Raw genomic sequence first — 15,731 nt, forward strand, 5'->3', positions numbered from 1 at the left:
AGCAAGTTATCCATTGCTGAGCCATCCTGACGGGTAATGTCAGGTACATATCGGCTATACACTCGAAACAGCATTTCCGTACTACTGTGACCCATCTGCCGAGCTATCCACTCAGGATTCTCCCCAGCAGCGAGCCAAAGCGTCGCTGCTGTATGCCGAGTCTGATAAGCACGCCGATGTTTCAAACCGAGTAGGGCCAGTGTGGGTTTCCATACCCGTCTATTCACATTACGGTACTCCATCGGATTGCCCTGTGAGTTGCAGAATACGAACTCTGACTTACCATAGGTGCGAGCCTTCTGCTCTAACAAGGCATCGTATACCAGCTGTGATATCGCAATATCACGTTGTGAGCCTAACGTCTTGGTTGGACCCATCTCACCATTGACTAATGCTCCTCTGATGCTGATTTCACGGCGATCAAAGTTAATACACTCCCACTTAAGCCCGTCAATCTCACTGGTACGCATTCCCGTAAAGAAGCGGATAGCGTAGTAGGGCCTATAATCAGCACGGACATGCTTTAAAAATAGCCATACCTCGCTCAATGTAAAAGGGTTTACATCTGGACGAGCTTGCTTGAGATTCTTAATATTCTTATAAGGCATCTCAAACTCATGGCGATCTGACGCTTCTTCTAGTATCATACGAAGAAGTATCATGATCTGATTGATTCGTGCTACTGACAGACTTGACTGACCATCTTTACCGTAACGAACTTTGGCGAGAGAGCTACGGAAGGTCAGCAAGTCTGGTTTTTTTATGGCATGTACCGCTTTACCACCAAACTCAGGTAAGAGATACTTATCTAGAATAATCTTTATTTTTTGCCGATAGCTCGGTCGCCATTCAATCTTCCTCTCCTCAAAAAACGTTTTCGAAAACTCCTTAAAGGTCGGATTGCGACTGATACAAGCTTCTGCTCTATCAGCCAGTGCCGTCATCTCCTGTGCTCGTTCACTTTTTGGAAAGTAAGCAGCATAGTCAAAGATGCCTAAAGTTATTTCTGCTTCCATTTTTTTCATGACTTGCGCTAATTTTTTACGATTAGCTGGGTTGTCTTCTAAACTGGTCTTTTCTCGACAGCGCTTACCTAAGTAGCGGAAGTCAACGACCAGCTTACCAAACCGTCCTCGCATAGTAGCCATAGTAAATCTCCTTATTTTTTATTGAAGTGCCATACCGTTGATAGCGCTCATAACCGGCTTGCACATATCTTCTTCGATACGTTCCCATACATACAGAATCTTACGACCACCAAACGGGCGTATGTAGTGAATGTTTTCAATCAAAACGGTGTCTTTCATTTGATTGCGGATAGTACGTGCGTCGTACTTGATGCGTTCGGCTAACTCATCAGTTGTTAAATAAGTATTACTCATAGTATTTACCTCTTTTCAGTTATTAAGTCATTGCATTAAGTGATAGAATAAAAATTATTTTATCAACCTGTAAAAATGCATCTTGAAGGAATCAGTTAAGATTTACCCGCTTAGAGGTAATTAATAACCGATTTGTGTAATATATTACCTTTTTACTGCAATGTAAAGCATTTTTACCCGAAAAGAGGTAATTTTTATGATCGTGTCTAAACTTCCTGTTATTTTGGCAGAGAAAAAATTGCGTGTAGCAGATGTTGTAAGAGCAACAGGCATGAGTAAATCAACCCTTCATAAACTATATAATGAAGAGTCATCAAGAATTGATTTCAATACTATCGACCAGTTATGTGAGTTTTTAGACGTGCAGGTGGGTGACTTGTTTATCTATAAGCCAAATAAAGATGTGGGTGACCAGTCCTGAAGACTTATAAAACTGGAAATACATGAGTAGAGAAACAGCTGTATAGCCTTATATACAAGGCGCTTCAAAGTATAAAATTAAGGTTGGGGTTATTTTTTATATTTACTTTTTCATGATTTGGTCACGTTTTGGTCACGCTATGAGCTAATTGTAAAAAAAGCAGTGGAAAAGGAAAAGTGATACTAAGAAAATATTTTTTAGCATCGCTTCTTATAAAGGTAGGAATAGTAAGTTGGGGTCAATTACAAAATCAGTGTTTATAGCGTGGGCACGAAATGGTCACGTTTTGGTCACGGTGCTGATTTCGAGACCTATATCTCGTTAGATTAACTTAATAATTTGATTGGGAAATAAGATATAAAAACGCTGTAACCCTTGAAAATTAGACAAAAAAAAGCCTCACTGTTAAGTGAGGCTTTTTAAGTATTTGGAGCGGGAAAAGAGATTCGAACTCTCGACCCCAACCTTGGCAAGGTTATGCTCTACCACTGAGCTATTCCCGCTAATTATCAATTAACTATCGTCAGTTGATGAAGGCGTATTATACGCAGTTTTTTGAACGTGTCAACAGTTAGTATGAAAAAAAGTAAAAGATAGTAAATTGGCATATTATCCTAGCCTTCATCTGTGATATAACAGATTGTTGTAATCTATATTCCAAAAGCTTTGCTTTCTATAAATAGGCTGGAATACAGTTTTATAATGACTTTAACCATATTAATCATTTTCATGAGTTATAAAGATAACACTTAAGGATAAGTACTATGAGTCAACAATATACCATCGCTGATTATTTGTTTGATCGTGTCGCAGAAGCAGGCGCGTCAGAGATATTTGGCGTACCTGGTGATTTCAACTTAACTTTTTTAGACAATATTATCGCCTCTGATAAGCTGCGCTGGGTGGGTAACACCAATGAGTTAAATGCAGGTTACGCAGCTGACGGCTATGCACGTGAGCGTGGCTTTGCGGCGATGGTGACGACCTTTGGGGTGGGAGAATTGTCAGCGATTAACGCGACCGCAGGCTCTTTTGCTGAGTATGCACCAGTGCTACATATCGTGGGCGCGCCAAGTACGGCTCTACAAGATTCAAAGCGCCGCATCCATCACTCACTTGGTGATGGCGTGTTCAATCATTTTATTAAAATGGTAGAGCCGGTCACGGTAGCACGAGCGCAGCTTACCCCTGAAAATGCTGCCTCAGAAATCGACCGTGTGATTCGTTTAATTCTTAAAAAACATCGCCCAGGCTATCTGTTACTATCGCCTGACGTTGCTCGTCAACCTATTTATCCACCGACTACAAAGCTTGTTGATAGCCAAGAAGACATCACCAGTCAAGCAGCATTGGCAGACTTTAAGCAAGCGCTCATAGAATTTCTGCCAAACAAAACCACGACGCTGATGGCAGATTTGATGGTGCATCGTTTAGGGCTGCAAAATCAGCTTAAGGCATTGATTGCCGATACGGATATTCCTTATACGACGTTGTCATGGGGCAAAACCTTACTTGACGAAAATAGTGAGCGCTGGGCAGGGACTTATGCTGGCGTGGCATCACGTCCCGTGGTCAAGGATGCAGTCGAAAACTGTGAGTGCTTAATAAAAATCGGTGTGCAATATACCGATACTACGACGGCAGGTTTTAGCCAAGATATTGATGAAAGTACAGTGGTTGATTTGCATTATGAGCGCGCGAGCATTGCTGGCAAAAACTTTGCGCCCATTGCCCTAAAAGACGCCCTAAAAACGCTACATGAAGTCTTGACCTCAGATATTAATATTGTGCCAAAGCAGTTCTGTAAAGAAGTCAAGCCGCATGAGCAGCAGGGTAAGGACAGCGAGGCTATTCTTCAAGATGATCTATGGCATATCATTGCCGATCATCTAGACCATAATAATTTGGTGTTTGCAGAACAGGGAACGGCGTATTTTGGCATCAGTGATGTGCGTTTACCAGAAGGCGTGACTTGTTATGGACAACCAATGTGGGGTTCGATTGGTTATACGCTACCGGCAAGTTTGGGTGCGGCTATTGCATCGCCAAACAAGCGCAGTGTTTTATTAATTGGTGATGGCTCAGCATTATTGACCATTCAAGAAATCGCGGTGATGATTCAAGAGCATATCAATCCAGTGATTGTACTGATTAATAATGATGGCTATACCGTGGAGCGGGCGATTCATGGTGAAAACCAGCGCTATAATGACATTCCTAAGTGTAACTGGCAGATGATGCCAAAAGCTTTTGGTGCTACCGATGATAATAGTCTGCTGCTAAAAGCAGAAACAGCAGGCGAGTTAAAAGCGGCTCTTACGCAAGCGGCAGCTGTAAAAGACAAGTTGGTTATGTTGGAGGTCATCGCTGATAAGCATGATATCCCGCCACTACTCGCCGATATCAGTGCCGCACTGAAGCCAAAAAACGATTGAGTGAGTAATAAAAAACTCGCTTCATAAAAATGAATAGCCCCATTTAGCACCATTGCTAGATGGGGTTTTTTGCACTTTTTTATCATATAGATTAATTAATCAGCTATTGCTCTTATGTCGGTTTGCAGACTTTAGTATCATGGTGGATTGGGCTATTTCCAGCCCTTATCATTCCATAGGAGATGACCCCGTCGTGATTTGGTTAAAAATGCTTATTGGTGCTCTAATGGTATTGGCGATTCAATTATTCGCGCAAACCAGATTTTTTTATTTGGCAGCACTCGCGCCACTGTTCCCCACATTTACGTTAATCAGTCACTTTATTGTTGGTACTGAGCGTAGCCCCGCTGATTTAAAAGTCGCATTAATATTTAGTATGCTCGGTGTCATACCGCATCTTATTTATACCTTTGTGGTGTTTTTTAGCATCGGTTACGTCAGCTTATATAAGGCATTACTGTTCGGCGTTGTCGCTTGGACAATAGCCGCAGCGATTTTGGTCCTTACATGGCAGTACATTCAGGCTTAGTTGTGGTTAGAAAAAAACGTAAACTCTGTCAAAGGGCAATATATCAAAGGTATATATGAAATTCAGTACATATTTCTACAGATAATTTTTATAGATTCGGTCGTAGATGTTATTCTTAAGAGCGATTTTATGGTGTGACCTGTAGCAAACTAAAACTAAAATTATCGCGATAACTCCATTCATTACAATTTATAAAAATAGGGCTTAAAAAAAGATGGATACCTTAAATATCATCTATCTCGTAGGGGCATTGTTAATTTTCGCCAGTATTATGGCAAGTACGTTATCGGCGCGCTTGGGCGTTCCGCTATTGCTGTTGTTTTTGATCGTAGGGATGTTGGCAGGCGAAGATGGTATTTTAGGTATCGAGTTTGCCCAATACGGGCTTGCTAATTTCGTTGGGCAGGCGGCTCTTGCTTGTATCTTGTTGGATGGTGGGCTACGCACGTCTTTTAAGTCATTTCGAGTGGGTCTCAAGCCTGCTATTACCTTAGCCACTTGGGGCGTACTTGCGACGGTAATAATACTGGGTATATTCGTCACTTGGCTACTCGATGTTGATTGGCGTCTTGGTTTGTTGATGGCGGCCATTGTTGGTTCAACCGATGCAGCAGCGGTGTTTTCGCTATTGCGTAATGGCGGCGTCAAACTTAACGATCGTGTGCAAGCCACATTGGAGCTAGAATCGGGCGCGAACGATCCTTTGGCTATTTTGCTGGTGACAGGATTAATCGCTTTAAATGTTGATCCCGCTGGACAGACAATACTGGGCTTTTTAGGGTTGTTATTACAGCAGCTTGGCTTTGGTTTGGGCATGGGCTTACTGTTTGGTTATTTATTGGCAAGGCTATTACCAAAAATACACTTGGCAGAGGGTATGTATGCCATTTTGATCATGTCTGCGGGCCTGGCAGTTTTTGCCGCGACTAATCTGATTGGCGGTAGCGGATTTCTGGCAATTTATCTCACTGGTGTGCTAATTGGCAACCATAAAGTGCGCTCAACTGAGCATGTGATGCGGGTGATGGATAGCTTTGCGTGGTTGTCACAAGCGGTATTGTTTGTGGTACTAGGGTTATTGGTGACGCCATCGCATGTGATTGATGTTTGGTATTACTCCGTCGCGATTGCCGCTTTTATGATTTTTATTGCTCGCCCTATTGCGGTCTATATCAGTGTGAAACCCTTTAAATTTAAAGATAGAGAAATTGGCTTTATTTCTTGGGTTGGCTTGCGCGGTGCGGTTCCTATTACGCTTGCCATATTACCGGTGATGGCGGGAATAGATGGCGCTTTTATGTTGTTTGATATTGCTTTTGGCGTGGTGGTTTTGTCTTTGGTTTTACAAGGCACAACCATTCCTTTTATGGCAAATTTATTCAAAGTGCGTATTCCTAGTAATAAAGACCCAGAAGAAGAGCATGAGGTTTGGGTATCTGACAAAGCAAGCATTACTTTATATGAGTTTGAAGTAAAGTCAGGGGCATTTGCGATTGATCGTCATCCAATGGCCATCTCTAAGCGCATAAGCCCTAATGAAATAAGTGTCTTTGCCTTGGTACGCAGGCAGCATATTATCGTTGTTGATGAAAATACCAAGCTCAAATGCGGTGATAGGGTGTGGTATGCGATGACAGGGAACCACGCCACCCAAATTGCTAAGATTTTCAATGACACGACCCTTGACCATAAAGCCATGGATGATTTTTATGGCGATTGGCTGCTATCCCCAAGTGTGAAGCTTGGAGATTTACCGTTTTTTACCAGTATTATGGCGTCTGAGTCGCTTGTCGATAAACTCAAATCCAAATCTGAAGACAGCGCCAAAAGCATGTGGGATCAAACAGTCGCTGAATATATCAATGATAGCTTAGAGATAAAGCCAGTATCGGGTGATACGGTCGATATCAATGACGAATGGTCGTTGGTCATAAAAGAAGTGGATGATAAAGGAAAGCTTAGAACGATTGGTTTAAAGCATCTAAAGTGATTAACAGTAGGGTAGCTATGTAGCTATTTGCCGTCATTATTCACAAAAGACGCGTCATTTGACTTAAGAATTCGGCGACTTGTTTGTGTAAGTTTTCTCGATAAGCCCAATGATGCTTGACCTCGTAACTGGCCTCATTGGGCAGTAGTATTTTCATCAGCCCCATTTCTTCATAACGCTTGGCTAAATCATTGGGCAAGTAACCAACATGATGACCCGCCAGAATGAGCTGCGCAGTTGCCTCCATGTGATAAGTGGTGGCACTCAAAGTTTTTGGGCGGACATGATTGATACTCAAATCGGTAATATAGCCTCGTTTTATCCATGGATAGTTTTGTTCCAAATCCTCAAATGTTAACCCTTCTGATTCATAAAACAATCGATGCTCGCGCCCACAGCACACCACTTGTTTTTCAATAAACGCTGGTTGAAAAGTGAGTAGTGGTGGAAAACTGCCAAAATATCCCACACCAATATCACTCTCGTTGCTTAGCAGCTTCTCTAGCATGCTTTCAGGGCTTTGCACATCGATAGAAAAGTGAATAAGGGGATTGTCACGATAGCTAGCAGCCAAGCATTGGCGCAAGGCGTCATAAAAAAACGTCGGCATCTGGTCAATGAGACACAGTCGGATATGACCGCCACGCACCGAATCCAATTGGCGAATATAGTGCAGTTGATGCTGAAAACTGGCAACCGCTTCGGTAAAACTCAAGCAAGCTTCATATACTGCTGCACCATCTTCTGTGAGCTTAAAACCCGCGCGTCCGCGATGACAAAGCGTCATGCCTAAGCGATCTTCTAAATGGGTCAAATGACCACTAATGACAGAGGTCGTCACATTTAAGCGAGACTGTGCGGCTGTCACGCCCTGACATTCTACGATTGCCATAAAGCTACGCAAGGTTTTGATGTCTATTTTTATCAATTCATCTAGCATCGGTCATTATTCCTCAGTACCTCTGATGTCCATCAAAATGCATCTTCTATTTATCACTTTTCTAACATCAAATTTATATCAAACTTCTGATAATAACGGTTAAATCTAAATTACTACGAAAAATCAGAAGTTTACTTCTAAATTTTACCATGGTCTGACTTCAAATATTTAGGTATTGTCAAAGCATATAAAAAATTGCCTATTTTAAACAAACTGAAACAAGGATGTGATTTATGAAATTCAATCAACCATTAAGCGGCAACGATATGCCAAGATTTGGCGGCTTTGCTTCTATGATGCGCTTGCCGACTCAGGCCGATGCAGAAGGGTTAGATGTGGCGTTTGTGGGTGTGCCTTTAGATATCGGTGCGTCAAACCGTAGTGGTGCGAGATTGGGCCCACGACAAATTCGTGATGAATCACGCATGATTCGTCCTTATAATGTCGCCACTCGTGCAGCGCCTTTTGAGTCTTTACAAGTTGCTGATATCGGCGACGTGCCTATCAATACCTTTAATCTCTTAAAAAGTATTGATATCATCGAAAAATTCTATACCGATAAAATCGTGAATCATGGTGCTATTCCATTGACTTTGGGCGGCGATCATACCATTGCCTTGCCTATCTTGCGTGCGCTTGCCAAAAAACACGGCCCTGTCGGCATGGTGCATATCGATGCGCATGCAGATATCAACGATGAGATGTTTGGCGAAAAAATCGCTCATGGTACACCGTTCCGCCGTGCTGTCGAAGAGAACTTAATCGATGGCAACCGCGTGGTACAGATTGGCTTACGTGGTACAGGCTATAGCGCCGAAGAGTTTGATTGGTCAACCCAACAAGGCTTTCGTGTTGTCCCTGCCGAGGAATGCTGGTACAAGTCTCTGACGCCATTGATGGCAGAAGTACGCGAAAAGCTCGGTGATGGCCCCGTCTATTTAAGTTTCGATATCGATGGTATTGATCCTGCGTTTGCACCGGGTACGGGCACTGCTGAAATCGGTGGCTTGACCTCAACGCAAGCGATAGAAATCATTCGCGGTATGCGCGGACTTGATGTGGTGGGTGGCGATTTAGTAGAAGTGTCTCCTCCTTATGACCCCTTTGGTAACACCTCAGTATTGGCGGCAAACTTACTGTTTGAGATGTTATGTATCTTACCGGGTGTGCGCTATGACGATAAGGTAAAGGCGGTGTATTAAGAATGATTTGTAATCGCAAACTGCTTTTATCAAGCTGCTTTTTATAATGGATTAAAGGGCAGCTTGGGTTTTGACACTGAACAACTTATTTAAACGCGATTGAACTTTTTAGGATGATTAACTCATGACGCAAACGCTTCAAACATCTTCTTCAGCGCCCGCCACGCCGTCTCTGACATGTGGTGAGCTGCTCGTACAGTGGCTAGAGTATTATGGGGTAGAGACCGTATTTGGTATTCCGGGTGTGCATACGGTCGAGCTATATCGTGGTCTGCCAAACACCAACATTCGCCACGTGACACCGCGTCATGAACAAGGTGCGGGGTTTATGGCTGATGGCTATTACCGCGCGTCTGCCAAAGTTGGCGTGTGTTTTATCATCACAGGTCCGGGTATGACGAATATCATGACGGCCATGGCGCAGGCGTTGGCTGACTCCATCCCGATGTTAGTGATTTCTAGTGTTAATAAAGTGGCAGATACGGGCAGCGGTGAAGGGCACTTGCATGAATTGCACGATCAGCAAGGTATGGTCAGCAAGGTAGCGCTCACGAGCAAAACTATTTGGCAGCCTGAATCGTTACCCAAGGTCATCGCTGAAGCGTTTGCATTATTTAATGGCGCACGTCCAGGGCCAGTGCATATCCAGCTGCCCATTGATGTGATTACCGCCGATGCCAGTCATGTCGCAAAGCCCTCTGATTTAACTCCTTATTTAAATAACTTTGCAAAAAATTCGACTGATGCACATGGTTTAACGTCACCTCAAGTAATGAGACCGCTGCCCAATCCTGCGCAATTAGATTTGATCGTTGAATCTCTAAAAGCGGCAAAAAATCCAGTGATACTTTATGGTGGTGGCTGCGTCGATGTCGATCATGACGCGCAGACTCTAGCAGAGATTATCGATGCACCGACGTTTTTGACCATCAATGCCAAAGGTTTGCTGCCACCTAGCCACCCATTAAGTTTGGGTAGCAATCAGTCATTAGAGGCAGGTCGCGCCGTTATTGCTGAGGCTGATTGGGTGTTGGCGATTGGTACTGAGCTGGGTGAAACTGATTATGATGTGTTCTTTAACGGCCAGTTCAAAATCAATGGCACGCTGATTCGTATCGACTGCGATGCCCAGCAATTACAGCGTCCTTTTAGAGCCGATATCGCGGTATTGTCCGATGCGCAAATGGCGGTAAGTGGTCTATGTAGTCGTTTAAAGGGTCAGGTGTTAAATCATCAAGCGGTATCACGAGTAAATGAGGCAAAACAAGCACTATTAGCAGGAATGACACCAGACTTTGCGGGTCAAAATGCGCTACTTCAATTGATTCGAGATGAAGTGAAAGACGTCATCTTCGTTGGTGATTCAACGCAGCCTGTCTATAGCGGCAATCTTGGTTTTGAGGCATTGGCGACGCGTCGATGGTTTAATTCATCGACTGGATTTGGCACGTTAGGTTATGGTTTGCCTGCTGCCATTGGCGCCATGATTGGTTCCAACAGTCCAGTGGTCAGCTTGATTGGCGACGGCGGTATTCAGTTTACGATTGCAGAACTTATCTGCGCCGCCGAGCTTGAGCTGCCATTGATTGTGCTGCTGTGGAACAATCAAGGCTATGGCGAGATTCGTCGTTATATGGAAGAGGGCGGATTGCCACTAATCGGGGTTAATATTAAGACGCCAAACTTTGAGCCGCTGGCAGCAGGATTTGGTGCAGGTTATCGCAGAATTACCGATAAGCAGCAATTACTAGACGCCTTGCAAAAGGATATCAACGGCAAGCAGCCTTTCATTTATGAAGTTGATGAAGCCGATGACTTTTTGATTGAAATGGGTAAAACGTTCATCTGCTTTAGCTAATGTTAATACGTCAAATATAATAAAGGCTGGTCGCTCAAGGAAGAACGTCTATGATGCCACATGCTAACCGCTCGTCTGGTCGCTTGAGCACCTCGCTGGCAAGCTTATTAACGGATTTATCCGCCGTTGTTGGCGCGACCAATGTATTGACCAAGTCAAGCCAGCAGCAGTCGTATACACAAGGGGCTATTGCTTCTATCACGGATGCTGTCGCGGCAGTTGTGATACCAGACTCTCTTGTGGCACTATGGCGCGTCATTAATCTCTGTGCGGCGGTTGATGTGATTATTATTGCACAGGCTGCTAACACAGGGTTGACCGGAGGCTCGACACCGTACGGAGAGTACGATCGAGCAGTCGTTGTGATTTCTATGCAACGATTGGGCGGTGTTCATCTGCTCAATGACGCAGCAGAGCTAGTTGCTTTGCCAGCGGCTAGCCTCCAGCAGTTGGAGTCTCAGCTTGCGCCATTAGGGCGTGAGCCGCATTCAGTGCTGGGCTCTAGTTGTGTTGGTGCTTCAGTGATTGGCGGTATTTGCAACAGCTCTGGCGGTATGTTGGTGCAGCGTGGTCCGGCGTATACCGAGATGTCGCTATTTGCCAAACGTAATGCCATGGGTGAGTTTGAATTAATCAATCACTTGGGCATTGATTTAGGTGCGGATCCAGAAGAGATGCTTAGAAACTTACAAACTGGCACATTTAATAAAAATCCAAATAGTATCAGCAGTAAATCCTGTACAAACCACCATTATCAACATAAAGTTCGCGATTGCGAAGCAGACACGCCTGCCAGATTCAATAATGATCCTAACGGATTATATGAAGCTTCGGGTTCAGCAGGCAAAGTCATCGTCTTTGCGGTTCGAGTCGCGACATTTGCCAAACCGACACAAGAGCAAACATTCTATATCTCGACCAATGACGCCGATACTTTGACCACACTCAGGCAACAGTGGTTAAAAAGCGAGCTAAACCTGCCTATTTTGGCAGAATATATGCACAAAAATTACAACGATATTACCATGCGCTATGGCCGTGATACTTGTTTGAGTATGCGAAAATTGCCTGCTGGTAAGATAGGTGGATTGTATCGGCTACAAGCTAAAATTGGCTATTATTTAAATAAATGGCGATTGCCTCAGACTTTACCAGATCGGCTGCTACAAATGACTGGTATTTTCATGCCGCCGTCATTACCCAATTCTTTGGCTGAGCAGGCGTGTTCCTATCGTTATCATTTAATCATTAAAGTCGCGGATGGCAATAATACGTACGATGATAATAGCGATGATAACGGCAGTCATGGTCATATTGCCGCCGCTCAAGCATTTCTACAGTCCCATATGCAGCAACATAAAGGCGTCGTACATCTCTGTACAGCAGCAGAATCCCAAGCATTATTGGTGTTTCGCAGTGCAGCAACCGCTGCCATGTTTCGTTATCACAATCTTAACCACACAACGTTTGGCGAGCTATTATCTACCGACATTGCCTTACCAAGGAATGCCGTAGATTGGGATGAAGTGCTACCTATTAACTTACAAAAGCAAGTCAGTAAAACCTTTTATTTGGGACATTTTTTCTGCCATGTCATGCATCAAGATTATCTGTTATACCCTGAAGTGGATGCAAAAAAATTCAAGGATGAGCTATTGGCGTTTTATGATCGACGTCGTATAGAGTACCCTGCTGAACACAACGTGGGTCATGTCTATACCGCAAAGCCTGCACTACATACTTTTTATAAAAAATTAGATCCGACCAATTCACTGAACCCAGGCATTGGTCAGACAGCAAAATGGAAAAATTGGCGATCGTCGCCCATCAAGGAGGAATTAAATGACGAATTATCTCGATAAGTCGCAGCAACCGATATTAGGAAATGATGTTGTCGATTCAGAAACGCCGCAAGGAGAGCAGTGGCGTGCGTCAATGTGGAAGTTTTTATTGTTTTCAGCATTGGGCATTGCACTATTTATTATTCCGTTTCAATGGGACGGAAAGGTTACGATTTTATTGGGTGTGTTAACGGACGCTTTGCAAGCTTTGTTGGGCGGTTCTGTCGTTTATGTGGCAATGGCAATCGTGACGACATCCTTTCTTGGGGCATTGGCTGTGAAGGTGTTAAAACCCAACCTGCATGAAGACTCTATGGTCAAAAAACTCTTCGATGTTGATTGGTTTTGGCTCACTGCCCGATTGTTAGGGATGGTGTTTGTCTGGATGATTTATCTGCAAGTCGGCCCTGAGTTTATTATTAATCGTAATACCGGCGGCGTCATTTTCGAAGATTTGATTCCAATTTTGATTCCTTTGTTTTTCTTCGCCATTTTATCGTTACCGTTTTTGACAGATTTTGGTTTGATGGAGTTTTTGGGCACACTGGCGAGCAAAATATTTGTCAAGCTGTTTAAGTTGCCAGGACGCTCAGCGGTAGATGCCATGTCCTCTTGGTTTGGCGCAGCTTCTATCGGTTTACTCGTGACCATGCAGGAGTATGATAAAAGCTACTATAGCCAGCGTGAAGCGGCGATTATCGCGACGACTTTTTCGGTGACTTCGATCGCTTTTACTTATGTCGTCGCCAAAACCATCGGCGTGGACGATAACTTTGTTTATTTTTATCTGACCATTGCTTTAACAGGCTTTATCGCCGCGATTATTATGCCGCGTATACCGCCACTCTCCTTAAAGCCTGACACCTATCATTCTGGCAAAAGCATGCTTGATGAAGGGATTCCTGCTCAGTACACGACCTACCAATGGGCGGTCAATCGTGCTGTGACGCGCGCGCACTCAATGCCAAGTCTGGGTCAAGTGTTCAAACGTAGTGTAAAGAATTTATTCGATATCTATTTTGGGCTAATCCCCGTGATTTTCGCAATTGGTACGATTGGTCTGGGCTTAGCCGAATATACGCCTGTGTTTAAATGGTTGTCTACACCGTTGGTACCGCTGCTTGATTTGTTACAGATTCCAGAGGCAGCAGAGGCGGCTCCAGCGATGATTATGGGCTTTGCGGATATGTATTTGCCAGCCTTGGTCGGCAAAAGTATTGAGAGTGAGATGACAAGATTCATCGTTGGTGCATGTTCTATTACTCAGATTATTTATATGTCTGAAGTAGGCGCGCTGATTTTGAAATCAAACATCAAGCTTAATGTGTTAGAGCTGTTTATGATTTTTATTCTTCGTACGCTGATCAGTTTGGTGGTGATTACCTCAGTGGCGCATCTACTGTATTAGCCATGTAGCCAATATCAACCCAGCCTCTAGCATCACGATAATGTGCCAAATAATCGGTTTATTCTTTAGTTAGATAAACCGATTACTTAGCGAATGATTGATAGAGACACTTATAAATGAAATTAAAGACAATAGGTATAAAACAATTATATCAAACCATATAAGGTGATTGACCATCATGGAAATGACGAATGCTAACAGTTTAACGAGAGAAAGCGCCATCCAAACGGTTCACGATGAAGTGATGTTAAATGCAGCTTATATAGATGGCAAATGGATGACTATTGAAGCGCCTGCTACCGATACTGCTGACGCTGATAGCTATGATTCGAATTATGATTTATATGATTCAAATTCGGGAACAATCATCGCTACCACTCGATTGTGTACCAAGGTACAGGTAGAAATGGCAGTCAATGCGGCTTCTGCGGCGTATCCATCTTGGTCGCGAACCGCCGTAAGCACGCGTGCATCGTATCTCAATGCCATTGCCGAGAAGATGGAGGAGCAGTTTGACAAATTGGTGGGATTGTCTGTGTTAAATAATGGTAAGCCCATTGAAGAGGCAAAAATAGACGTGAGTGATGCCATTGCCTGCTATCGCTATTATGCCAATCTCATCACAGAACAAGCGACGTGGTCGGAGGTATCCACCAGCGAGTCAGGCATACGCTTGCTAAAAACGTATGCACCTGTTGGTATTTGCGCCCTTATTGTCCCGTGGAATTTTCCAATGGTCACTACTGCTTGGAAGTTAGCCCCTGCATTGGCTGCAGGCTGTACGGTGCTATTAAAGCCCTCCGAGGTGACATTATTGCCAGAGTTGATGCTGGGCAATATGTTGTCTGCTATTAAACTACCGAAAGGAGTCGTTAATATTTTGCCGGGTGCAGCTGAAGTGGGCGCTGCCATGACCTGCCATCCATTAATCGACAAAATTTCTTTTACTGGTAGCAACGCCGTTGGTGAAAAGGTAATGAGCCAAGCGGCAAAAGGTATTAAGGATATCAGTCTAGAGCTGGGCGGTAAGTCAGCCATCGTCGTATGTGCAGATGCTGATATCGACCACGCTTGTGATTTGATTATCGGTGGTATATTTACCAATGCCGGTCAGATCTGTTCAGCCACCTCAAGACTGCTTGTTCATGAAAGCATTGCTCAGTCGTTGTTCGATACATTAAAAGTTAATACAGAAAGTTTGCAAATTGGTGATGGCTTTGACACTGACACGCAAATGGGTCCACTGGTTAGTGAGCAGCAACTAAATCAAGTAAAAAAATATTTCGACCTTGCTGCTGCCGAAAACCTGACTTGTCTCACAGGTGGTGAGATCTTAAATCGGCAAGGGTATTTTGCGATGCCGACGATTTATACCAATGTTCTAGTGACCAGTCAGTTATGGACAGAAGAGGTTTTTGGGCCGATACTAGTGAGTCAAACGTTTACCGACCATGCCGAGGCGATTGCTTTAGCCAATGATAGCCAGTTTGCTTTGGCCGCGAGCATTGTCAGCGCTGATGAAACGGCGGCCGTAGAGATGGCGCTACAGATTCAAGCGGGTCATATCTGGATCAATGAACAGCAAATTGTACTGCCAGAATCAGGGTGGGGCGGATTTAAGCAAAGCGGTATCGGTCGTGAGCTGGGCGTAGACGGCTTGTCTGCGTATCAAAAAAGCAAGCACGTGCTGTTGAGTCATTAAACGTTGGGCGCTTTCATATCTTA

The 15,731-nt window shown here is 43.9% G+C and carries 12 protein-coding genes and 1 tRNA gene; 9 read left to right on the forward strand and 4 right to left on the reverse strand.

All coding sequences use genetic code 11. The annotated features are described in order from the left end of the window. Both INT03_RS09650 and INT03_RS09655 read right to left on the reverse strand, forming a co-directional pair. A partial coding sequence (locus INT03_RS09650) for an Arm DNA-binding domain-containing protein (RefSeq protein ID WP_193008783.1) occupies window positions 1-1,148 on the reverse strand: 1,148 nt, incomplete at its 3' end. Window positions 1,149-1,166: 18 nt separating this feature from the next. Then, complete coding sequence (locus INT03_RS09655; RefSeq protein WP_011513303.1) at window positions 1,167-1,382, reverse strand: hypothetical protein; 216 nt, start codon at window positions 1,380-1,382, stop codon at window positions 1,167-1,169. A gap of 196 nt (window positions 1,383-1,578) precedes the next feature. Between INT03_RS09655 and INT03_RS09660 the strand changes: the two genes are divergently transcribed. After that, window positions 1,579-1,803, forward strand: coding sequence for a helix-turn-helix domain-containing protein (locus tag INT03_RS09660; RefSeq protein ID WP_193008784.1), 225 nt, complete (start codon window positions 1,579-1,581; stop codon window positions 1,801-1,803). Between the two features lie 428 nt (window positions 1,804-2,231). On the opposite strand, the gene INT03_RS09665 is transcribed toward INT03_RS09660, so the two are convergent. After that, window positions 2,232-2,306, reverse strand: a tRNA-Gly gene (locus INT03_RS09665). Between the two features lie 261 nt (window positions 2,307-2,567). Between INT03_RS09665 and INT03_RS09670 the strand changes: the two genes are divergently transcribed. From INT03_RS09670 to INT03_RS09680, 3 genes are all read left to right on the forward strand, one after another. Continuing rightward, window positions 2,568-4,238, forward strand: coding sequence for an alpha-keto acid decarboxylase family protein (locus INT03_RS09670; protein ID WP_193008785.1), 1,671 nt, complete (start codon window positions 2,568-2,570; stop codon window positions 4,236-4,238). Between the two features lie 193 nt (window positions 4,239-4,431). Then, window positions 4,432-4,767, forward strand: coding sequence for a GlpM family protein (locus INT03_RS09675; protein ID WP_227676529.1), 336 nt, complete (start codon window positions 4,432-4,434; stop codon window positions 4,765-4,767). Between the two features lie 214 nt (window positions 4,768-4,981). Further along, window positions 4,982-6,757 (forward strand): potassium/proton antiporter, encoded by a 1,776-nt coding sequence (locus tag INT03_RS09680; RefSeq protein ID WP_193008786.1) that lies wholly within the window; start codon window positions 4,982-4,984, stop codon window positions 6,755-6,757. 40 nt (window positions 6,758-6,797) lie between these two features. Here INT03_RS09680 and INT03_RS09685 read toward each other — a convergent pair whose 3' ends face one another. Next, entirely contained in the window at window positions 6,798-7,697 is a 900-nt protein-coding gene (locus INT03_RS09685; RefSeq protein WP_060491318.1) for a LysR family transcriptional regulator, read from the reverse strand. A gap of 233 nt (window positions 7,698-7,930) precedes the next feature. On the opposite strand from INT03_RS09685, the gene speB reads away from it, so the two are divergent. From speB to INT03_RS09710, 5 genes are all read left to right on the forward strand, one after another. Then, entirely contained in the window at window positions 7,931-8,899 is a 969-nt protein-coding gene (gene speB / locus INT03_RS09690) for an agmatinase (protein WP_055125012.1), read from the forward strand. Window positions 8,900-9,023: 124 nt separating this feature from the next. Continuing rightward, complete coding sequence (locus INT03_RS09695) at window positions 9,024-10,757, forward strand: 5-guanidino-2-oxopentanoate decarboxylase (protein WP_193008787.1); 1,734 nt, start codon at window positions 9,024-9,026, stop codon at window positions 10,755-10,757. Window positions 10,758-10,807: 50 nt separating this feature from the next. After that, window positions 10,808-12,619, forward strand: coding sequence for a D-lactate dehydrogenase (gene dld, locus INT03_RS09700; protein WP_193008788.1), 1,812 nt, complete (start codon window positions 10,808-10,810; stop codon window positions 12,617-12,619). Continuing rightward, window positions 12,600-14,006 (forward strand): YjiH family protein, encoded by a 1,407-nt coding sequence (locus INT03_RS09705; RefSeq protein WP_060491314.1) that lies wholly within the window; start codon window positions 12,600-12,602, stop codon window positions 14,004-14,006. Before dld ends, INT03_RS09705 begins: the two co-directional genes overlap by 20 nt. Before the next feature lie 178 nt (window positions 14,007-14,184). Next, window positions 14,185-15,708, forward strand: a complete 1,524-nt coding sequence (locus INT03_RS09710; RefSeq protein WP_193008789.1) for an aldehyde dehydrogenase family protein — start codon at window positions 14,185-14,187, stop codon at window positions 15,706-15,708. Window positions 15,709-15,731 lie beyond the last annotated feature (23 nt).

This window comes from Psychrobacter sp. PG1 (genome assembly GCF_014897815.1).
Classification (GTDB): domain Bacteria; phylum Pseudomonadota; class Gammaproteobacteria; order Pseudomonadales; family Moraxellaceae; genus Psychrobacter.